Genomic DNA, 15676 nt, shown 5'->3' with positions numbered 1-15676 from the left:
TCCACCGATGCGTTGGCGCATCTGTTGAAGTTCGATTCGATCCTGGGCCGGTTGCCCTATGACGTGCGCGCGGACGGGGACACCCTGATCGTGGGTGAGACCAAGATCAAGGCGCTGGCGGTCAAGGAGGGTCCGGCGGCGCTGCCCTGGGGGGATCTGGGGGTGGACATCGTGGTGGAGTCGACCGGGATTTTCACCGACGCGGCCAAAGCCCGGGGGCATCTGGAGGCCGGGGCCAAGAAGGTGGTCATCTCGGCGCCGGCGACCGGTGAGGACATCACCATCGTGATGGGTGTCAACGACGACAAGTACGACGGCAGCCAGAACATCATCTCGAATGCCTCGTGCACCACGAACTGTCTGGGCCCCATCGCCAAAGTGCTCAATGACGAGTTCGGGATCGTGCGCGGGCTGATGACCACGATCCACGCCTACACCCAGGATCAGAACCTGCAGGACGGGCCGCACAAGGATCTGCGGCGGGCGCGGGCGGCGGCGATCAACATCGTGCCGACCTCGACCGGGGCGGCCAAGGCCATCGGGCTGGTGCTGCCCGAGCTCAAGGGCAAGTTGGACGGGTATGCGTTGCGGGTGCCGGTGCCGACCGGGTCGGTGACCGATCTGACCGCGGACCTGGGTAAGTCGGCGACGGCGGCGCAGATCAATGCGGCGATGCAGGCCGCGGCCGAGGGTCCGTTGAAGGGGATTTTGAAGTACTACGACGCGCCCATCGTGTCGTCCGATATCGTCACCGACCCGCACAGTTCACTGTTCGATGCGGGACTGACCAAGGTGATCGACAACCAAGCCAAGGTCGTGTCCTGGTATGACAACGAGTGGGGCTACTCCAACCGGATCGCCGATCTGGCCGCACTGGTCGGCAAGTCGCTGTAGACGCACGTAAGAGAAAGACAGGTATGAGCATCAAGACCCTCGATGAGCTGTTGGCCGAAGGCGTAGAGGGGCGGGGCGTCCTGGTCCGCTCCGACCTGAACGTCCCGCTCGACGAGAACGGCAACATCACCGATCCGGGCCGGATCATCGCCTCGGTCCCGACGCTGGCCGCGCTGGCCGACGCCGGTGCCAAGGTCGTCATCACCGCGCACCTGGGCCGGCCCAAGGGCGGACCGGACCCCAAGTTCTCGCTCGCGCCGGTTGCCGCCGCGCTCGGAGAGAAGCTGGGTCGCCACGTCCAGCTGGCCGGTGATGTCGTCGGCACCGACGCGCTCGCCCGCGCCGAGGGTCTGACCGACGGCGACGTGCTGCTGCTGGAGAACATCCGCTTCGACCCGCGCGAGACCAGCAAGGACGACGCCGAGCGCGCTGCCCTGGCCCGTGAGCTGGCGGCGCTGGTCGAGGGTCCCGACGGCTCGCCCGGCGCATTCGTCTCCGACGGCTTCGGTGTGGTGCACCGCAAGCAGGCCTCGGTGTACGACGTCGCGAACATCCTGCCGCACTACGCCGGCACGCTGGTGGCCACCGAGGTCAAGGTGCTCGAGCAGCTGACCAGCTCGACCGAGCGTCCGTATGCCGTCGTGCTCGGTGGCTCGAAGGTGTCCGACAAGCTCGCGGTCATCGAGAACCTCGCCACCAAGGCCGACAGCATCGTCATCGGCGGCGGCATGTGCTTCACCTTCCTTGCGGCCCAAGGGCTTTCGGTCGGTACCTCGCTGTTGCAGGAGGAGATGATCGACACCTGTAAGCGGCTGCTGGACACCTACGCCGACGTCATCCACCTCCCCGTCGACATCGTGGTGGCCGACAAGTTCGCCGCCGACGCCGTGCCGGAGACCGTCGCCTCCGACCGCATCCCGGACGGCAAGATGGGCCTGGACATCGGCCCCGAGTCGGTCAAGCGCTTCACCGCGCTGCTGTCCAACGCCAAGACCGTGTTCTGGAACGGCCCGATGGGCGTCTTCGAGTTCCCCGCCTTCGCCGACGGCACCCGGGGCGTCGCCGAGGCCATCATCACCGCAACGTCCAAGGGCGCGTTCAGCGTCGTGGGTGGCGGCGACTCGGCTGCCGCGGTGCGCCAGCTCGAACTCGCCGAGGACGGCTTCTCCCACATCTCGACCGGCGGCGGCGCGTCACTGGAGTACCTCGAGGGCAAGACCCTCCCGGGCATCGAAGTTCTGGGGTCGTAGACCATGGCGCGTAAGCCGCTCATCGCCGGCAACTGGAAGATGAACCTCAATCACTTCGAGGCCATCGCCCTGGTACAGAAGATCGCATTCGCCTTGCCGGACAAGTACTTCGCCAAGGTCGACGTCACCGTCCTGCCGCCGTTCACCGACCTGCGCAGCGTGCAGACCCTGGTCGACGGCGACAAGCTGCTGCTCACCTACGGCGCCCAGGACGTGTCCCAGCACGACTCCGGCGCCTACACCGGTGAGATCAGTGGCGCGTTCCTGGCCAAGCTGGGCTGTACGTTCGTCGTCGTCGGGCACTCCGAGCGCCGGACCTACCACCACGAGGACGACGCCCTGGTCGCCGCCAAGGCCAAGGCCGCGCTCAAGCACGGCCTGACCCCGATCGTGTGCATCGGCGAGGGGTTGGACGTCCGCGAGGCCGGTAACCACGTCGAGCACTGCACCAGCCAGCTCACGGGCTCGCTGGCGGGGCTGTCGGCGGACGAGATAAGCCAGGTCGTCATCGCCTACGAGCCCGTCTGGGCCATCGGCACCGGGCGCGTGGCCAGCGCCGGCGACGCGCAGGAGGTGTGCGCCGCCATCCGCTCGACCCTGGGCGAGCTGGCGTCGCCCGAGATCGCCGCGACCGTGCGCGTGCTCTACGGCGGCTCGGTCAACGCCAAGAACGTCGGCGAGTTGGTCGCCAAGTCCGACATCGACGGCGCGCTGGTCGGCGGCGCATCCCTCGACGGCGAGCAGTTCGCGACGCTGTCGGCGATCGCCGCGGGCGGTCCGCTGCCCTGACGGGCTAGTTCGCCGGCTCCAACACCATGGTGGGCAGGTTGCCCCTGTTGATGCCTCCCGGTAGCTGCCGGGTCGGCGTGGTGGTCAACGGGGCGTCTGCCGCCTTGGCCGGCGGCGCGTGGCAACCTGTCTCGGGGTCCATTCCGGGAATGCCCCCGGACTCGACACAGCACAAGTCCGGATTCCGGATGGTCTTCTTCATGCAGTTGTCGTATGCCTCGATATCCCAGGTGTCGTCGCTGGGCGCGGCGAGCGATATTGCCGGTGTCGTCAGCGCAAATGCGGCAGTCAGCAAAGCCGCGGAAGCACGTTTCACTACGGACATGTTGGCCTCCAAATAGGCCGAGTAGTGGATGTTGATGTGTCCATGGTGCGCCGTCACGGTCGCCGGTGGCGCGGAATCAGCAACGCAGTTGTGGTCATGGGGACGACGCGACGGCGGACCGCGGCCGGGCTACGGCACTTCACCCGGTAAGCTGTGGCTCATGATTTTGGCCCTGCAGATCACGTTGATCATCACCAGCGTGTTGGTTGTGTTGCTGGTGTTGCTCCACCGGGCCAAGGGTGGCGGTCTGTCGACCCTGTTCGGCGGCGGTGTGCAGTCCAGCCTGTCCGGGTCCACCGTGGTCGAGAAGAACCTCGACCGGCTGACCTACTTCATCACCGGCATCTGGCTGGTGTCGATCATCGGCATCGCGCTGCAGATCAAGTACGGCGCCTAGCTTCAGACTTCCAGAACCGGCCACGCCTCTCAGGCGTGGCCGGTTCTGTTTGTTCAGCTACTGACAGCAACCGTCCAGCGGGTGCTGTGCCGGCGCTTATCCCGATGACAGGGCGCGCATAGCGCCGGCCCCTAATCTCGCCTCGTGGTGCATCTTCTTCGTATCGGCGCAGGCGCGGCGGTGCTGCTCTGCGTGGCCGGTGGTGTGGCGTCTGCCGATCCGCTGCCGGTTGCGGATGTCCGCCAGGCCGTCAACACCGAAGATGGCTGGCGCCTTGGGGTTTCGCTCACCCAGATGACCGTCAACTCGGTGCCCAACATGGCGGCGACAGCCTTCACGCGCGAAGGCTTCGTCACCGGCCGGGCCGAGGCCACCATCGACGGGAGCGGCTCGTCGGCCGTCAACAACGGGACGTTGATCGTGGGCCTGCAGCTGGGCTGTCAGGTCGACCTCAGCGAGGGCGCCAGCGTCGGCGGCGACGCCGACATCGGAATCAACCCCGGATTCAGCGGAAACGTGCTGAATGCCATCGGTCCCTACGCCGATCTGGAGGGCAACGTCTCGGTGAACCTGCTGCCGGGCACGATCACCAACGTCGTGCTCGGCAAGAAATCGCTGAAGGGCCGCACCGGCGGCATCACCGTCCACGACGCCCACGTCAAGGTTGACGCCTGCGGCGGGGCGGTGGCCGTCCGGTTCTTCTCGACGGTGACGATCGATACAGACAAGAACGACGACAGCGTCAACGCCTACGGGGACATCCTGCAGCTATGAGTGTCGTACGAACGCCGGTGAGACGCCGGGCCGCGGTGGTCGGCGTCGCGGCATCGGCCTGGTTCTTGGTTCTTGCACCGGTCGCTCGTGCCGACTGCACCGGCGCGGGCGACTTCGGTGCCGGATCGGGTTGTGCGCCACCGGGTGGCGGCAGCTCGTCGGCGAAGGCCTGGCCGCCGACGTCGGTGGACTGGCCGCCGAACCTGGATGCGGACAGTTCCGGCGAGGGCGGCGACGGCGGCGATTCGCACCCAATTGTGTTGCCCGACGGGCAGAAACCGTCGACCACGACGTCGCGAACGAGCGGCCCGGCCACACCCACGACGTCGTCGACGCCGATCGTCCCCGTTGGTTCCCCGTGACCGAGTCGGTCTCCGTGCTCTGCGCCAACGGCGTATGGCGTCGATACTGAAGTGATGGCCGAGGTTCCGAACGCTCCCGACACCACGCTGCTGCCGATCGGATCGGTTCAGCGCACCGAACTGGGCCGTGAGGCCACCGAACCCATGCGCGAAGACATCCGGCTGCTCGGCGCCATTCTCGGTGACACGGTGCGCGAGCAGAACGGTGACGCCGTCTTCGACCTCGTGGAACGGGCACGGGTCGAATCGTTCCGCGTGCGTCGTTCCGAGATCGACCGGGCGGAGCTCGCAGCGTTGTTCTCCGGCATCGACATTCATCAGGCCATCCCGGTGATCAGGGCATTCACGCATTTCGCGCTGCTGGCCAACGTCGCCGAGGACATTCACCGCGAGCGGCGGCGCGCGGTGCACGTGGCAGCGGGGGAGCCGCCGCAGGACAGCAGCCTGGCCGCGACGTACCGTAAGCTGGACGAAGCCGGGGGATTGGACGGTGCCGCGGTCGCCGACGCGCTGCGCGGTGCGCTGGTCTCGCCCGTGATCACCGCTCATCCCACCGAAACCCGGCGGCGCACCATTTTCGACACCCAGAACCGGATCACCGACCTGATGCGGCTGCGGTTGCACGGGCACAGCCTGACGCGCGACGACCGCGACATCGAGACCGAGCTGCGCCGGCACATTCTCACGCTGTGGCAGACGGCGCTGATCCGCTTGTCGCGGTTGAAGATTCAAGACGAGATCGCCACCGGGCTGCGTTACTACCCGGCTGCGTTCTTCGACGTCATCCCACGCGTCAACGCGGAGGTGCGTGGCGCGCTGCAGGCCCGCTGGCCGGGTGAGCCGCTGCTGGAGACGCCGATCCTGCGGCCCGGTTCATGGATCGGCGGTGACCGCGACGGCAATCCCAACGTCACCGCCGACGTGGTACGCCTGGCCACCGGCGGTGCGGCCTACACCGCATTCGACCGCTACTTCGCCGAACTCCTTGCGCTGGAACACGAATTGTCGATGTCGGCGCGGCTGGTCCGCGTCAGCGATGCGCTGCAGGAGTTGGCCGACCAGCATCCCGAACCGGCCCACGCCGACGAACCGTACCGCCAGGCGCTGCACGTGCTGCGCGGGCGCCTGACGGCCACCGCCGCCGAGATTCTCGACCGGCAGCCCGAGCACGAGCTGGACCTCGGCCTGCCGCCGTACGCCACGCCCGCCGAACTGCTCGCCGACCTGGACGTCATCGACGCCTCGTTGCGCGCCGGCGGCACCAGCGTGCTGGCCGACGACCGGCTGGCCCGGTTGCGAGAGTCGGTGCGCGTCTTCGGGTTCCATCTGTGTGGCCTGGACTTGCGCCAGAACTCCGAAGTGCACGAGCAGGTGGTGGCTGAGCTGTTGGCCTGGGCCGGTGTGCACCCCGACTACGCCTCGCTGCCGGAGGACGAGCGGGTCGCCGTCCTGGTCGAGGAGCTGTCCACGCGGCGGCCGCTGGTGGGGCGCGACGCCCAGCTGTCGGAACTGGCGCGCAAGGAACTGGACATCGTCGCGGCGGCTGCCCGGGCCGTCGAGGTGTTCGGGTCCGAGGCCGTCCCCAACTACATCATCTCGATGTGTCAGTCGGTATCCGATCTCCTCGAGGCGGGAGTGCTGCTCAAAGAGGCCGGCCTGCTCGATGCCGCGGGGCCCGAGCCGTACAGCCCGGTCGGCATCGTGCCCTTGTTCGAGACCATTGACGACCTGCAACGCGGGTCGGCCATTCTGGAAGCGGCCCTTGCCATTCCGCTGTACCGGTCGATCGTCACCGCCCGCGGCGACCACCAGGAGGTCATGCTCGGCTACTCCGACTCCAACAAGGACGGCGGGTACCTGGCGGCCAACTGGGCGCTGTACCGCGCCGAGCTCGATCTCGTGGAATCGGCGCGCAAGACCGGAATCCGGCTGCGGCTGTTCCATGGCCGCGGCGGCACCGTCGGCCGCGGTGGTGGCCCGAGCTACGACGCGATCCTCGCCCAGCCGCCCGGTGCGGTCCGGGGCTCGCTGCGGATCACCGAGCAGGGTGAGGTGATCGCCGCCAAGTACGCCGAACCGCATGCCGCACATCGGAATCTGGAGACCCTGCTGGCCGCGACCCTCGAATCGACCCTGCTCGACGTCGAAGGGCTCGGCGACGCCGCGGCACCCGCTTACGACGTGCTCGACGATCTCGCCGCCCGCGCGCAACGGGCCTACAGCGAATTGGTGCACGAGACACCGGGATTCGTCGAGTACTTCAAGGCGTCGACGCCCGTCAGCGAGATCGGTGCGCTCAACATCGGCAGCCGCCCGACGTCCCGCAAGCCGACCACGTCGATCGCCGATCTGCGGGCCATCCCGTGGGTGCTGGCCTGGAGCCAGTCGCGCGTCATGCTGCCCGGCTGGTACGGCACCGGGACCGCGTTCGAGGAATTCATCGACAACACCGACGGCGGCCTCGAGGTGCTGCAGGACCTGTACGCGAAGTGGCCGTTCTTCCGGACCGTGCTGTCCAACATGGCGCAGGTGCTCGCCAAGTCGGATCTGGGCCTGGCGGCGCGGTATTCGGAGCTCGTGGACGACGAGGCCCTGCGCCACCGGGTGTTCGACAAGATCGCTGCCGAACATGAGCGGACCATCCGGATGCACGCCCTGATCACAGGCCACGACGACCTGCTCGCCGACAACCCGGCCCTCGCACGGTCGGTGTTCAACCGGTTCCCGTACCTGGAGCCGCTCAACCACCTCCAGGTCGAGCTGCTGCGCCGCTACCGCTCGGGCGACGACGCCGAACTCGTGCAGCGCGGCATTCTCCTGACCATGAGTGGGTTGGCCACCGCGCTGCGCAACAGCGGGTAGCGGCGATTTTGGCCCGCCGTTAGACGAACGGCGTCGAGCCGTGGTGGGCGGCGCGCGCCGGCCGGCTTGCCCGGCTTTTGACAAGCAGGAGAACGCTCTTTTTCATCAACATCGCCCCGAGGGCGATGAGTAAGACGATGGCTGCGATCGCGACGACGACGATCAAAGCCTGGGTGCTGATGATCATGCTGGCTTCTTGGAGTGGTTGAGTAGGATACCTAGGTGCAGGTCGATCGGACTTGAGCCATGGTTGTCACGAACTGGGCTGGGGCACAACACAGTTCGTGACCTTCGGATTGACACCCAGGTAGTTCAGTGGTCCTGCGATCACGGTGACCGCGATGGTCCCCACGCTGGCGCAGTTCTGTTCGGCGTGGGTGAAGAAGCCGCGTTGGCCGGTGGCGAAGGCGCCGATGACCAGCCATACGACTACCAATAGCCCTGCGTATCGCATGATGTTTCTCCTCTGACATTCGGCCGGGTGGCTGCGGGGAGTTGCATCACTTGGCAGCGGTAAGTGATTGCGCCGTGCCCACGCCGCGGTGAATCACGTCTCGGCGAGACGTGTTGCCGGCCAGTGCTAGTAGTAGTGGCGGCGGCCGAATGCGGGGCGTCCCATCCGTCCCATGGCCATCAGTACCAAGCCGATGACGAGAAGGACGACTCCGATGGGCACCAGGGGCAGGTTGGTGTTGAGCAGCATGCCGGCGATGATGAGGACGATTCCGGCGACGATCATGGCGTCTACCTCGTTTCGATGCCGATGTGGTTGGGGGATAGCTGGTTAGGGTTTGAAAGCGTTTTTGATGTTGGAGCCGGCCTGTTTGGCGTTGCCTTTGAACTGATCGACCCGGCCTTCGGTGCGCAACCGGGTGTTGCCGGTGCTCTGGCCGATGAACTTCTTCAAGGCGCCTTTGGCGGCCTCGGTCTTGTTGGCCATGGTCCTGGTGATGCTCATTGGCTGTCGCCTTCCTTCTTTTGGTTACGCCGCGACTGCGGCTGACGCTTGTGATCGCAGGCGGGTGTTACCGCGGCCTGTAGGCATGCGCGGTGCCCGCAGGTCGCAGACCGCGCGTCCAGCGCTGGAGCAAGGGAAACCTGCTGTGCCCCGAGGTCGTTCGCTGGCGCTTCACCGGTGATCCGGTGGTGGTGTCGGCTGGCTGATGCTCGAGCCGTTGATCGCGCTCCTGGTTGAGCAACGCCGTTTCACGTTGCGAATCCTTGAGTTGGTGTCGGGCATCTCGCCCGCGCCCAGCGGTACGCTGTGCGCCTGCCAGCAACACGGCAAGACCCAGCATCGCCACTGCGCCGACCGCGATCCCGGCCAGGAACACCGCGCCGGTCGACCCTGTGACGTGATAGCCCAGGAGCGAGAAGTTCTCGGTCAGCGGGTGGGCGGCTCCCGAGTTGGTGAGCACGCCGGCGAATCCTGCGATCATCGCCATGAGCAGTACGACTAGTCCAATGATGACGATCATGGTGGCACCTCTAATACTGCTAGAAGTCCAGTACACGCCCCATTTTCCCTGCTGTCAACAGTGTAGAGCTACAGCATCGACCTACATTGTCGCGAAGGGCTGACCGGCCTCTTCGGTGATGCGGTAGCGGGCGCGAGGGTGGAAGTGCAGACCGCGGCGGCGAGCGTCGGCAACAGCGACCAGTTCATCTCCGAGAACTGCGGCGCAACGAGCGGTTCGTGGCGCGCCGCACCCCATTTGCCGGCGGCGCAGTTCGTCAGCCGACCGGGTGCTCGGCGATGGTGGGACGCTGTGAAACGCCCAATCAATTTGCGGGACTGTCACTTTCGCTGTCACCTTCGCCTTCGGCGGGGTAGAGCTGCGGATGCCAGTACTGGTTGGTTCTTGGTTGGTCGACGTCGAGTAGTTGTGGTGGGGTCCAGTGGGCTCTGCCGTTTTTCATGGTGGTGGTCCAGCCGCCGGTGTCGGCGAGGCGGTTGTCGCAGCCGCACGCCAAGGCGAGATTGGTGATGTCGGTGGGTCCGTCGTCACGCCAGTCGGTATTCACGTGGTGAGCTTGGGAGCGCGAGGCGGGGGCGGTGCAGTTGGGGCGGGTGCAGCCGCGGTCGCGGCCGAACAGTGCCAGCCGCTGTCCCAGTGATGCGGTGCGGCGGCTGCGGCCCAGGTACAGGGGGACGTTGGTGTGCTTGTCGAACACGAGCAGATACGGTTGGGCGCTGCGGGCGGCCATCCGGATCAGGTCAGGGATGGGCAGTTTGGAGCCGGTGTGGGTGAGGGCCAGCCCGGTACCGTGTTCGAGTTCTTGCAGGGTGGTGGTGACCACGATGGTGACGGGTATGCCGTTGTGATGGCCGAGGTCGGTGCCGAGGGTGATCCGGCCCATTGCGGTGAGGGCGTCGTGGTTGCGTTGTTCGGCGCTGCGGGTGTCGTTGTCGATCTGGGCCTGAGTGGGTGTGCCCGACTGACATGGTGTGGGGTCGGCGGGGTTGCACATGCCGGGGGCGCCGAGTTTGGCCTGGACTGCTTCGAGGGTGGCGCGCGCTTCGGGGTCGAGCCAGCCCTGCACCTTGGACATTCCGTCGGGTTGCTGCTTGCCGATTCGGAAGCTGCGTTTGCGGGCTCGTTCGGCGTCATCGGGTAGTGGCCCGTCCTGGTCGAGCAGGTACAACTGCAGATCGGCGGCCGCTTTGAGTTCTTCGGGGGTTTGACCTGCGGCGGCGTTGGTGATCAGCGTTTCTTCGCATTGGCTGCGGGTGGTGGTGTCCACCCAGGCGGGCAGGTTCTTGACGAACGTGTTCATGATCGCGATGTGTTCGGCGCCGATCGCGCCCGCGGCTTGGGCTGCGGCGATGTGTTCGTACGCCGGTGCCAGCGTCTCGCCGGTGACAGCGGTGCGTGGGCCCAGATCGGCCATGTCGCGGACGCGTCGCCGGGCCTCATCTGCGGAGATGTGAAGGCGGATGGTCAGGGCGTCGGCCCAACTCTTCGCTCCGATCTCGTGCGGCGTGGTTTGCCCTTGAAGGCCCGCCAGAAGTGCGTGGTCGGCGACCGGCATGCGGCGCGCGAGCACTTCCCGGCGCGACAGCAGTTCGAGTTGATCAGTGACCGATAGGCCGCTGTAGTCGAACTCGTTGATCTCGGTGACCGCATTCTCCAGCGCCGCATGAGCGGCGAAGATGGTGGCGCGGTCCGTGGCCATATTCGAACACTAGTTCGAAGCACCGACAAGAACCTGCGGGAAATGTGGCGCTAGTTACCTACTGTGACCAGGGAAAACAAAGTGACCAGAGTTTTTTGGGCGGTGCGCGGATGGCAGTGGAAATCGTGGCCTAACGGCGCCTTGGGATGCCGTTGGGTAGGCAGCAGGTGCGCTACGGAGCCCAACCGCGAACTGACTTCAGCACGCCACGCACGGCACTCTCGGTGAGCGCGATGGGCGACAGCACTGTCTCGGCGACGCCGACGATTGCCTCGACACGCGTCACGATCGCCTCCATCCGATCGACGACCCCAAAAATGCGGGGCGCGAGTTCGTCGATCTGGGTGATGGTCTCGTTGAACCGCGACATCGTCGCGTCGAGGTTGTCGGTCAGCCCGCTGAGGGTGGCCAGCGTGCCTTCCATGTCGACGAGCAGTGCATCGACCTGGGAGACGGTGACATCGGCGTTCAGCGCCGCCTGCGTGAGCGTCCGGATCCGGCCGCCGACCGGACGGGTCCGCCCATCGCCTTTGTCGACCATGGCTACAGCTTCGCCGCCGCGGCCGCGTCGAGCAACCACACCGTCGCCTCGGTGCCGATGGCGCCGGCTGCTGGAATGTCTTCTGGCGCAGCGCCACCGACGGCGGCCGCGACCGCGTCGGCCTTCTCGGCACCGGCCACGACCAGCCACACCTCACGGGCGCGGCGGACTGCGGGCAGCGTCAGGGTGATCCGCCGCGGCGGTGGCTTGGGGGAGTCGGTGACAGCGACGACGTACCGTGCCGTCTCGCGCACCGCGTCGGTGTGCGGGAACAGCGAATTGATGTGGCCCTCGCCGCCCATGCCCAACAGGTGCACGTCGAATTCCGGTGTCGGCGAACCATTCCCGGCCACCTCGACCAGCTCGCGCGCGTAGGCGGCGGCCGCGGCGTCGATGTCGTCGCCGAACTCGCCATCGCTGGCGGCCATCGCATGCACGTTCTCCGCCGGAATGGCAACGGAATTCAGCAACGCCTCGCGCGCCTGCTTGCTGTTCCGGTCCGCGTCGTCGGCCGGCACGAAACGGTCGTCACCCCAGAACAGGTGCACCTTGGCCCAGTCGATCGGATGCCCGCCGACATGCTTGAGCAACTTGATGCCGGTGCCGCCGCCGGTCAGCACGATGTACGCCACGCCGCGGGCCTCGATGGCGCCGTTGATGGCCGTCACGAGGCGATCGCCGACCGCGGTCACCAGAGCGTCTGCGTCGGAATACTTTTCGATGATCTGTTCAGACATATATGACCTTGTCCAGGCCCACCAGGGCGCGATGGTAGATCTCGTCGGCATCGAGCCGGCGCATCTCTTCGGCGAGGCAGTCGCGAGCTTCCCTGCGCGCCAGCGGAATGTGGGCCTCCGGTCGGCCGGTGCGGGTGAGCGACGCGGTGACACCGGTCTGCGGGCGGCTCAGCGTGATGGTCTCGCTCGGCCGGGTCAGCACGACTTTGAGATCGCCGACTGCACGTGTCACAGGACCGTCGATGCAGGCCGCCAGCCAGCCGGCCAAGATGTCCAGGGCCGGTTCGTCTTTCAGCCCCGACACCAATGCTTCGGTGATCGGTTCATACGGTGCCTGATCCAGCGCGGCGGCGAGCAGCGCCCGCCAGTAGGTCACCCGGCTCCAGGCCAGATCGGTGTCCCCGGACGTGTAGCCGGCCAGTCGGCTCTTGATGCACGCCAGCGGGTCTTCGCCGTTGGTGGCATCGGTGATCCGGCGGATCGCCAGCTTGCCCAGCGGGTCGGCCGCCGGCACCGCCGGTGCCACATCGGGCCACCAGGTGACCACCGGGGTATCCGGAAGCAGGAATGGCGTCACCACGCTGCTGGCGTGGCCGGCCAGCGGCCCCGAAAGGCGAAGCACCACAACCTCATTGGCGCCGGCATCGCGGCCCACCCGGAGTTGGGCGTCCAGGCGGGCCTCGGTGGCAAGGCGGTCACCCGGGATCACCACGATGACGCGGCACGGGTGTTCGCGGCTGGCGGTGTTGGCCGCGTCGATAGCCTCTTCCAGCATGGCTTCGGTGTCAGGTGCCACCACCAGGGTCAGCACCCGCCCGAGGGTGATGGCGCCGCCCTCTTCGCGCAGGGCGACGATCTTCTTGTTGATCGCACCGGTATCGGTGTCGGGCAGTTCGAGAATCACGGCCGCCTCCATTCGCGGCCGGTACGCCGCAACATCTCGAACGCCGAATCCGGCCCCCATGTGCCTGCTTCGTAGGCCTCGGGCCGGCCGCCGGCGCGGTCCTGCGCCGCCCAATGTTCGAGCGCGGGATCCAATATCTTCCAGGACAATTCGACTTCGGCGTTGACCGGGAACAGCGACGGTTCGCCGAGCAGGACATCGAGGATCAGTCGTTCGTAGGCTTCGGGGGAGTCCTCGGCGAACGCCGAACCGTACGAGAAGTCCATGCTGACGTCGCGGACCTCCATGAGATGCCCGGGCACCTTCGAACCGAACCGCAGGGTGATGCCTTCGTCGGGCTGCACCCGGATCACCAATGCGTTCTGCCCGAGCTCGTCGGTCATCGTCGCATCGAACGGCAGGTGCGGGGCCCGCTTGAACACCAGCGCGATCTCGGTGACCCTGCGCCCCAACCGTTTTCCGGTGCGCAGGTAGAACGGCACCCCGGCCCACCGTCGGGTGTCCACCTCGACGGTGATCGCGGCGTATGTCTCGGTGGTGGACGTCTTCGAGAAGCCTTCCTCATCGAGCAGCCCGACCACCTTCTGCCCGCCCTGCCAGCCGGCGGCGTACTGACCGCGTGCCGTGGTCTCGTCCAGCGGCTCGGCCAGGTGCGTCGCCGACAGCACCTTGATCTTCTCGGCCTGCAGTTCATGCGGCGAGAAGTTGACCGGCTCCTCCAGCGCCGTCAGCGCGAGCAGCTGCAGGAGGTGGTTCTGAATGACGTCGCGGGCAGCGCCCACCCCGTCGTAGTAACCGCCGCGGCCACCGAGCCCGATGTCTTCGGCCATGGTGATCTGCACACTGTCGACGTAATGGGCGTTCCACACCGGCTCGAACAACTCGTTGGCGAACCGCAGGGCCAGGATGTTCTGGACGGTCTCCTTGCCCAGGTAGTGGTCGATGCGGAACACCGACGACTCAGGGAACACACTGTTGACGACCCCGTTGAGCGCTTCGGCGCTGGCCAGGTCGTGACCGAACGGTTTCTCGATGACCACCCGGCTCCAGGACCCGTCCGACTTGTTGGCCAGGCCGGACGTCGACAGCTGCTCGCACACCTGCGGGAACGCGTTCGGCGGAATCGACAGGTAGAACGCGTGATTGCCGCCGGTGCCGCGTTCCTCGTCGAGCTTGTGCAACGTGTCACGCAGCCGTTGGAACGCCGCGTCGTCGTCGAACGTGCCCTGCACGAACCGGAATCCCTCGGCCAGCCGGTCCCAGACCTCCTGCCGGAACGGTGTCCGAGCATGTTGTTTGACGGCGTCGTAGACGACCTTGCCGAAATCTTCGTCGGCCCAGTCTCGCCGGGCGAACCCGACCAAGGCGAACGACGGCGGCAGCAGCCCACGGTTCGCGAGGTCGTAGATCGCCGGCATGAGCTTCTTCCGGGCGAGATCGCCTGTGACACCGAAGATCACGACCGCGCACGGGCCGGCGATGCGGGGCATGCGCTTGTCACGCTTGTCCCGCAGCGGGTTCACCCAGTCCGTCGGCCGCCCGCTGCTGTCGCTCATTTCAGCGCGTCGAGCTGACCCTGAGTGGCCTCGAGCAGCTCGGCCCAGGACTTCTCGAACTTCTCCACGCCCTCGACCTCGAGGAGGTTGAACACGTCGTCCAGGTCGATGCCGACGGCCGAGAGCTCGTCGAACACGGCCTGCGCCGCGGCCGCCGTGCCGGAGATGGTGTCTCCGGTGATCTGACCGTGGTCGGCGACCGCCTCCAGCGTCTTCTCCGGCATGGTGTTGACCGTGTTGGCGGCCACCAGTTCGGTGACGTACAGCGTGTCCGGGTAGTCCGGGTTCTTCACGCCGGTCGACGCCCACAGCGGACGCTGCACGCGAGCGCCCTCGGCCTTGAGGTTCGCGAACTGCGGTCCGCCGAAGACCTGCTCGTAGGCCGCGTAGGCCAGCCGGGCGTTGGCGACGCCGGCCTTGCCGCGCAGACCCAGCGCCGAGCCGCCGATCTTCTCCAGCCGCGCGTCGATCTCGGTGTCCACGCGGGACACGAAGAACGAAGCGACGGAATGGATCTTGGACAGGTCGTGGCCGGCTTCGCGGGCCTTCTCGAGCCCGGTCAGGTAGGCGTCCATCACGGCGCGGTGCCGCTCGACCGAGAAGATGAGGGTGACGTTGACCGAGATGCCCTCGGCGATGACCGCGGTGATCGCCGGCAGGCCCGCCAGCGTCGCCGGAATCTTGATCAGCAGGTTGGGCCGGTCGACGATCTTCCACAGCTCGATGGCCTGCAGGATCGTCTTGTCGGTGTCGTGCGCCAGCCGCGGGTCCACCTCGATGGACACTCGGCCGTCGACCCCGCCGGAGGCCTCGTACACCTTGGCCAGCACGTCGCACGCGTTGCGGACGTCATCGGTGGTGACGGTGCGGATGGTGGCGTCCACATCGGCGCCACGCGCTGCCAACTCGTGCACCTGCTCGTCGTAGGCCGTGCCCTTCGACAGCGCGGCCTGGAAGATCGACGGGTTGGTGGTGACGCCCACGACGCTGCGGGTGTTGATCAACTCGGTGAGGTTCCCCGACTGCAGCCGCTCACGCGACAGGTCGTCGAGCCACACGGAGACACCGGCGGCGCTCAGCGCCGCGAGGTTCGGGTTCTGAGTCATGA

The 15676-nt window shown here is 66.8% G+C and carries 19 protein-coding genes; 7 read left to right on the top strand and 12 right to left on the bottom strand.

From position 1 onward, the window contains the following. From gap to tpiA, 3 genes are all read left to right on the top strand, one after another. On the top strand, positions 1–894 hold an 894-nt coding region (gene gap, locus BR47_RS0121415; RefSeq protein ID WP_029120302.1), incomplete at its 5' end, for a type I glyceraldehyde-3-phosphate dehydrogenase. Positions 895–917: 23 nt separating this feature from the next. After that, the gene (locus tag BR47_RS33835; protein ID WP_029120736.1) at positions 918–2144 is read left to right on the top strand and encodes a phosphoglycerate kinase; all 1227 of its coding nucleotides are present in this window, start codon (positions 918–920) and stop codon (positions 2142–2144) included. A gap of 3 nt (positions 2145–2147) precedes the next feature. Continuing rightward, on the top strand, positions 2148–2933 hold the full coding sequence (gene tpiA / locus BR47_RS33830) for a triose-phosphate isomerase (protein WP_029120735.1): 786 nt from the start codon (positions 2148–2150) through the stop codon (positions 2931–2933). A 4-nt stretch (positions 2934–2937) separates the two neighbouring features. On the opposite strand, the gene BR47_RS0121400 is transcribed toward tpiA, so the two are convergent. Continuing rightward, positions 2938–3249 carry a hypothetical protein gene (locus tag BR47_RS0121400; RefSeq protein WP_138158388.1) on the bottom strand — a complete coding sequence of 104 codons (312 nt, stop codon included), beginning with the start codon at positions 3247–3249 and terminating at the stop codon, positions 2938–2940. A 169-nt stretch (positions 3250–3418) separates the two neighbouring features. On the opposite strand from BR47_RS0121400, the gene secG reads away from it, so the two are divergent. The 4 genes from secG (at position 3419) to ppc (ending at position 7653) form a co-directional block, all read left to right on the top strand. Beyond that, positions 3419–3655 carry a preprotein translocase subunit SecG gene (gene secG, locus BR47_RS0121395; protein WP_029105032.1) on the top strand — a complete coding sequence of 79 codons (237 nt, stop codon included), beginning with the start codon at positions 3419–3421 and terminating at the stop codon, positions 3653–3655. 180 nt (positions 3656–3835) lie between these two features. Then, entirely contained in the window at positions 3836–4429 is a 594-nt protein-coding gene (locus BR47_RS0121390) for an MspA family porin (protein ID WP_502685832.1), read from the top strand. After that, the gene (locus tag BR47_RS32210) at positions 4426–4791 is read left to right on the top strand and encodes a hypothetical protein (protein ID WP_141772256.1); all 366 of its coding nucleotides are present in this window, start codon (positions 4426–4428) and stop codon (positions 4789–4791) included. The genes BR47_RS0121390 and BR47_RS32210 overlap by 4 nt, the downstream gene beginning before the upstream one ends. A gap of 54 nt (positions 4792–4845) precedes the next feature. Beyond that, positions 4846–7653: a phosphoenolpyruvate carboxylase gene (gene ppc / locus BR47_RS0121380; protein WP_029120732.1), complete on the top strand. Its 2808-nt coding sequence runs from the start codon at positions 4846–4848 to the stop codon at positions 7651–7653. 19 nt (positions 7654–7672) lie between these two features. Here the strand turns inward: ppc and BR47_RS33260 are convergent, their stop codons facing one another. The 11 genes from BR47_RS33260 to tal form a co-directional block, all read right to left on the bottom strand. Further along, complete coding sequence (locus BR47_RS33260; RefSeq protein WP_155987078.1) at positions 7673–7840, bottom strand: hypothetical protein; 168 nt, start codon at positions 7838–7840, stop codon at positions 7673–7675. Between the two features lie 66 nt (positions 7841–7906). After that, positions 7907–8107 carry a hypothetical protein gene (locus tag BR47_RS0121370; protein ID WP_036427635.1) on the bottom strand — a complete coding sequence of 67 codons (201 nt, stop codon included), beginning with the start codon at positions 8105–8107 and terminating at the stop codon, positions 7907–7909. Positions 8108–8233: 126 nt separating this feature from the next. After that, on the bottom strand, positions 8234–8392 hold the full coding sequence (locus tag BR47_RS33570) for a DUF6131 family protein (RefSeq protein ID WP_020100591.1): 159 nt from the start codon (positions 8390–8392) through the stop codon (positions 8234–8236). Between the two features lie 45 nt (positions 8393–8437). Continuing rightward, a complete protein-coding gene (locus tag BR47_RS32745; RefSeq protein WP_081831358.1) occupies positions 8438–8611 on the bottom strand; it encodes a CsbD family protein in 174 nt (57 codons plus the stop codon). A gap of 67 nt (positions 8612–8678) precedes the next feature. Beyond that, on the bottom strand, positions 8679–9131 hold the full coding sequence (locus tag BR47_RS0121355) for a hypothetical protein (RefSeq protein WP_029120730.1): 453 nt from the start codon (positions 9129–9131) through the stop codon (positions 8679–8681). 304 nt (positions 9132–9435) lie between these two features. After that, positions 9436–10830: an HNH endonuclease signature motif containing protein gene (locus tag BR47_RS31075; protein WP_036427634.1), complete on the bottom strand. Its 1395-nt coding sequence runs from the start codon at positions 10828–10830 to the stop codon at positions 9436–9438. A 172-nt stretch (positions 10831–11002) separates the two neighbouring features. Continuing rightward, positions 11003–11371, bottom strand: coding sequence for a hypothetical protein (locus BR47_RS0121345; protein ID WP_020100587.1), 369 nt, complete (start codon positions 11369–11371; stop codon positions 11003–11005). 2 nt (positions 11372–11373) lie between these two features. Next, complete coding sequence (gene pgl, locus BR47_RS0121340) at positions 11374–12108, bottom strand: 6-phosphogluconolactonase (protein WP_029120729.1); 735 nt, start codon at positions 12106–12108, stop codon at positions 11374–11376. Continuing rightward, positions 12101–13012: a glucose-6-phosphate dehydrogenase assembly protein OpcA gene (opcA, locus tag BR47_RS0121335; protein ID WP_029120728.1), complete on the bottom strand. Its 912-nt coding sequence runs from the start codon at positions 13010–13012 to the stop codon at positions 12101–12103. Before opcA ends, pgl begins: the two co-directional genes overlap by 8 nt. After that, positions 13009–14568 (bottom strand): glucose-6-phosphate dehydrogenase, encoded by a 1560-nt coding sequence (gene zwf, locus BR47_RS0121330; protein WP_029120727.1) that lies wholly within the window; start codon positions 14566–14568, stop codon positions 13009–13011. The genes opcA and zwf overlap by 4 nt, the downstream gene beginning before the upstream one ends. Further along, positions 14565–15674 carry a transaldolase gene (gene tal / locus BR47_RS0121325; protein WP_020100583.1) on the bottom strand — a complete coding sequence of 370 codons (1110 nt, stop codon included), beginning with the start codon at positions 15672–15674 and terminating at the stop codon, positions 14565–14567. The genes zwf and tal overlap by 4 nt, the downstream gene beginning before the upstream one ends. Between the last annotated feature and the right edge of the window lie 2 nt (positions 15675–15676).

The organism is Mycobacterium sp. UNC410CL29Cvi84 (genome assembly GCF_000686745.1).
Lineage (GTDB): Bacteria > Actinomycetota > Actinomycetes > Mycobacteriales > Mycobacteriaceae > Mycobacterium > Mycobacterium mucogenicum_B.
This window is presented reverse-complemented; position numbering and strand designations above follow the sequence as displayed.